The sequence below is a fragment of the Nocardioides abyssi genome (assembly GCF_030412915.1).
GTDB lineage: Bacteria > Actinomycetota > Actinomycetes > Propionibacteriales > Nocardioidaceae > Nocardioides > Nocardioides abyssi.
In genome coordinates this window covers 1-462 of the sequence record NZ_JAUHJR010000032.1, presented here as the reverse complement: position 1 = coordinate 462, position 462 = coordinate 1, and the positions used below count along the sequence as shown (strand labels likewise).

1 protein-coding gene is annotated in these 462 nt (G+C 68.0%); it reads right to left on the bottom strand.

The window, feature by feature from the left end; translation table 11 throughout:
- The coding region (locus tag QWY29_RS19770; RefSeq protein ID WP_336621854.1) for an IS630 family transposase at window positions 1-456 on the bottom strand (456 nt) is incomplete at its 3' end.
- Between the last annotated feature and the right edge of the window lie 6 nt (window positions 457-462).

The window sequence follows — 462 nt, the reverse complement described above, 5'->3', positions numbered from 1 at the left end:
GGCCTGGATCTGGGACTTCTCATCCACGCACAGCACGATCGCGTTCTCGGGTGGGGCCAGGTACAGCCCGCAGATGTCGGTGACCTTCCCGACCAGCTCGGGGTCGGTGGAGAATCGGAACGACTCGGCCTTCCACGGCTTGATCCCGTAGGCACGCCAGGCCCGCGCGATCGAGGAGTTGGAGACCTTGAGCCGCTCGGCGAGCAGCCGGCTCGACCAGTGCGTCACCCCGAGCTTCTTCGGCGGCGGCTTCAACGTCTCGGCCACGATGGCGCGGTGATCCAGGCTCCGCGGCCGACCTGAGCGCTCCCGGTCCTCGAGCCCAGACAACCCACGCTCCTCGTACCTGGCACGCCACTGGATGACCGTGGTCGGCGAGGCGCCGACTCGTTGTGCGATCTCTCGGTTCCCGACCCCGTCAGCGGCCAGCAAGATCATCCGCGCCCGCTTGGCCAGACCTGA